The sequence below is a fragment of the Sphaerobacter sp. genome, assembly GCF_019683595.1.
Classification (GTDB): Bacteria; Chloroflexota; Chloroflexia; order Thermomicrobiales; family Thermomicrobiaceae; genus Sphaerobacter.
Map to the genome: position 1 here is coordinate 1 of NZ_JADGHZ010000260.1, position 3,788 is coordinate 3,788.

A 3,788-nucleotide genomic window follows, 5' to 3' on the forward strand; every position below is an offset into this window, starting at 1 on the left:
GGTCAGGGGCGCGGGTGTCCCCCTCACCCCCTGACCCCGTCTCCCACAAGGGGAGAGGGGAAATGGCCCTCACTCCCGGCCCCTCTCCCAAGGTTGGGAGAGGGGAGCGATGCGGCAACCTGGCAGTGTCATTGAGGGACGGACAAAGCTCCGGCCGACGCCCGCGATCCTGATGGGCCTGGGCGAAGAGTCTGGTATTCCGGCGCCCCGTCTCCAGCCCGCCTCACTGGCTCGTGCGGCTGTCGACCGGATCCAAGACGGGTGGCGAAACGATTCCCGCGCCGTGGTCCGTGCCCCGGGGCTAGAGTCGCCGGGCTGACACGGCGAAGCCCGCTGGAGGGGCTGGGGACGCGGAGTCCGGTGGGTGACCAAATCGGATACGCCGGTCGGTCGCCATCGCAGCCCCGTCAGTGGGCTTACCAAGATATCAGCCCGGCGGCTTTCGCCCCGGGCACCTGGCGGGAGGCGGGAACCTAACACCGAGCCGTGCGCCCGCTTCTCCTAGCGGGGTTCGGCCTGCGTTTCGTTGTCAGCCCGGAGCACCCCCGGACACCTGCCACCGCGCTGGATCCTTTCATCACGTGGCCGGCCGCTGGCAGCCGCCGACCACTGGATCAACCTGCCGAAGGCCACCGGACGGGGCACCGCATCCCCTACTCCTCCGGCGGCTCGACGAGGCCGTGGCGGAGGGCGTAGGCGATCACCTGGGCGCGGTTCTGGAGGTGGAGTTTGTTGAGGATGTTGCGGAGGTGGTACTTCACGGTGTTCTCGCTGACGAAGAGGCGGTCGGCGAGCTCCTTGTTCGAGGTCACACCCTGAACGAGCAGTTCCAGCACCTCGCGTTCGCGCTCGGTCAGCTCCTCGGCGGTGCGTTCCGGGCGCGGCGCGGCCGGGCGGGCGAACTCGTTGAGTACCTTGCGCGCCAGTCCGGGGGTGAGGGCGGGTTGACCTTCGGTGACGCCCTGAAGCAGGTCGAAGAACTGTTCGGCCTCCAGATTCTTGGGCAGGAAGCCCTCGGCGCCCGATTTGACCGCTTCGAACAGGTCGGCGTCATCCTCGGAGGCGGTGAGAACCACGACGTTGACCTCAGGCAACTCGGCGCTGATGAGCCGGGTCGCTTCCAGCCCGCCCATGACTGGCATCGTCAGGTCCATGAGCACAATGTCCGGGCGGAGCCGACGGGCCTGCTCGACGGCTTCGCGGCCATTGCGTGCCTCGGCCACGACCTCGACGCCGCGTGCCTCCAGCAGGCTGCGCAGGCCGTCGCGGAACAAGGCGTGGTCGTCAGCGATGATGACTCTCATCCACCTCTCCCTCTCTCGCCGCCGTGCTCACGGACTCGACGGGCCGGCTATCCGGAGGAGCGACGGCCGCTCCCACGGGCAGCCGTACCGCGACGCGCGTTCCCTCCCCGGGCGCCGACCGAATCTCCAGGGTCCCACCGACCGCCTGTGCCCGTTCGCGCATGGTGGCCAGGCCGAAGCGCGGGAAGGCGCTGCGGCCGATGGTTGACGGGTCGAAGCCGGAGCCGTTGTCTTCGACCGTCGCCCCGATCCAGCCGGCGGAGCGGTGGATGTGGACAGTCGCGCGGCTGGCCCCGGAGTGCTTCCGCACATTGGCCAGAGCCTCCTGGACGATACGCAGCAGTTGGAGTTCCGCCAGCGGCGAGAGCCTGAGGTCTTTGATTCCGGCTGGGGTGGTGCGGAACTCGACCGGGATGCCGCTCTGGTCTTGCCAGCGCTGGAGGTAGTCCTGGAGGGTTTCCAGGAACCCGCGGTCCCGCTCGAGTGAGGTCCGCAGGCCGAGAATGTTCTCACGCACGTCGGCGTAGGCGTCGCGCGCGGCCTGGGCGAGCTGGCCGATCTGCTCCGATGCCCGCTCCTGCTGGCCGTTGCGCAGCAGTTCCTGGGCCGCCTGGGCCTTGGTATTGACGTAGCCGAGCACCTGGGCCAGGCTGTCATGCATTTCCCGGGCGATCCGCTCCCGCTCCTCGGCGATGGCCAGCGCCTGTACCCGCTGGTGCAGCCGGGCGTTCTCGATGGCCAGGGCGGTCTGCGTGGCGAAGCGCTCCAGCCGCGCCTGGTCGGCGGCATCGAACTCCGACGCGCCCTCCTTCTCCGTCAGGTAGAGGCTGCCCAGGATGCGGCCGTGCGAGCGGATCGGCACCGCCAGCAGTGAGCGCATCACCGGGTGGTGCGGCGGGAAGCCGACCGAGCGTGGGTCCTTGCTCACGTCGGGGAGGCGGAGCACCACGCCGTCGCTCATGACGATTCCGAGCATGCCGTGGCCAACCGGCTCCGGGCCGATGCGCGCGCGCTCCTCCGGGGTGAGGCCGGAGGTGAGGAACGCTTCGGGCAAACCATCCTCGCTCAGGAGCGTGAGGGCGCCGTAGCGGGCACCGACGAGTTCCCGCGCCTCATCGACCACCTTCTGCAGCACGGTTTGCAAGTCGAGCTGGCTGGTGATGGCGAGTCCGGCTTCATGGAGCGCCAGGAGCTCCTGGTTCTGCTCGGCGAGGCTCGCCTGCATGCGGCCGATGACCTTGAAGATTGCCTCGGCGAAGAAGAGGGTGCCGATCAGGACGATCCCGGCGAGCAGGAGGTAACCCGGCCAGGAGTGGAACAGGCTGGGATAGATGAAATGCCGCATCGCCTCCAGCGCGGCGAGGAAGACGACCGGCGCCAGGATCGCAACCCACTTGAGGCGGCGCAACTCCGGACTGCCGCCGATGCTCAACCACGTCTGCCGGGATACGCCATCCATCGCTGCGACCCTCCTGCCACGATTCTACCAGGGATTTTCCGCAGGCCGAGTCGATGCGAAAGGCAAGGGGCGGGCGGAGCCTCGCCTGGTGAGCGGCCCTCACCCCCAACCCCTCTCCCAACGTTGGGAGAGGGGCGCTACTCGTCTGTGCAGGGCGAGGACGTTCGCGTTCCGGAAGTCGTTGACCGCTGCTCTGGGCGCTGCTAGGATGCGAGACATCCGATTGGAACAGAAACCGTGCCGCCACCGGCGGCGTGCCGCGGTGCGCGAGAGATCACCGCGGACCCGTGCAGGGGCGGGCCGGCTCGTAAAGGAGCGGCGGATGGTCACTGAGACTTCGACCGCGACACCCTTCGCGACCACGTTGCCCGGCCGGTACTACTACGACCCCGACATCTACCGCCAGGAGCAGGAGCGCCTCTACGGCCGCCTCTGGGTCTGCGTCGGGCGAGCCGATGCCCTCCCCCAGCCGGGTGACTACCTGACGGTCGACCTGGCCGGCGAGAGCGTGCTGGTGGTCCGCGGACGCGACGGGGTGGTGCGTGCCTTCCTCAACGTTTGCCGCCACCGCGGGGCACGGCTGTGCACCGAGCCGTGCGGGCATGTTTCCGGTGCCATCCAGTGCCGCTACCACGCCTGGAGCTACGGGCTGGATGGTCGCCTGCTCGGTGCCCCCAACCTGCGCGACGTCGATGCCTTCGACCGGGACGCCCACGGGCTGCTCCCCGTGGCGTGTGATTCGTGGGGTGGGCTGCTCTGGCTCAACCTGGCCGAGGACCCGCCACCGCTGGCCCAGCAGTTGGAACCCGCCATCCTGCGGCGCTTCGGGGAGTTGGAGACGGTGGGCCGCTACCGGCTGGACACGCTGGCGGTGGGGCACTCGATCACCTATGCGCTGGCCTGCAACTGGAAGCTGGTGGTGGAGAACTTCATGGAGTGCTACCACTGCGCGGTGACCCATCCTGAGCTGAGCCGGGCCGTGCCCAGCTTCAAGGCGGGGCTGGCCTACCAGCAGGGGGTGGGGG

General features: G+C 68.9%; 3 protein-coding genes. 1 reads left to right on the plus strand and 2 read right to left on the minus strand.

The window, feature by feature from the left end; translation table 11 throughout:
* Positions 1-653: 653 nt before the first annotated feature.
* Together IRZ30_RS16265 and IRZ30_RS16270 are read right to left on the minus strand one after the other, a co-directional pair.
* A complete protein-coding gene (locus IRZ30_RS16265) occupies positions 654-1,304 on the minus strand; it encodes a response regulator transcription factor (protein ID WP_294086656.1) in 651 nt (216 codons plus the stop codon).
* The gene (locus IRZ30_RS16270) at positions 1,285-2,763 is read right to left on the minus strand and encodes a GAF domain-containing sensor histidine kinase (RefSeq protein WP_294086658.1); all 1,479 of its coding nucleotides are present in this window, start codon (positions 2,761-2,763) and stop codon (positions 1,285-1,287) included. Before IRZ30_RS16270 ends, IRZ30_RS16265 begins: the two co-directional genes overlap by 20 nt.
* Before the next feature lie 322 nt (positions 2,764-3,085).
* Here IRZ30_RS16270 and IRZ30_RS16275 point away from each other — a divergent pair.
* A partial coding sequence (locus IRZ30_RS16275; protein ID WP_294086660.1) for an aromatic ring-hydroxylating dioxygenase subunit alpha occupies positions 3,086-3,788 on the plus strand: 703 nt, incomplete at its 3' end.

Excerpts from the sequence above, each read along its gene's own strand:
- IRZ30_RS16265 (WP_294086656.1), bottom strand. The coding sequence starts at position 1,304 with ATGAGAGTCATCATCGCTGACGACCACGCCTTGTTCCGCGACGGCCTG.
- IRZ30_RS16270 (WP_294086658.1), bottom strand. The coding sequence starts at position 2,763 with ATGGATGGCGTATCCCGGCAGACGTGGTTGAGCATCGGCGGCAGTCCG.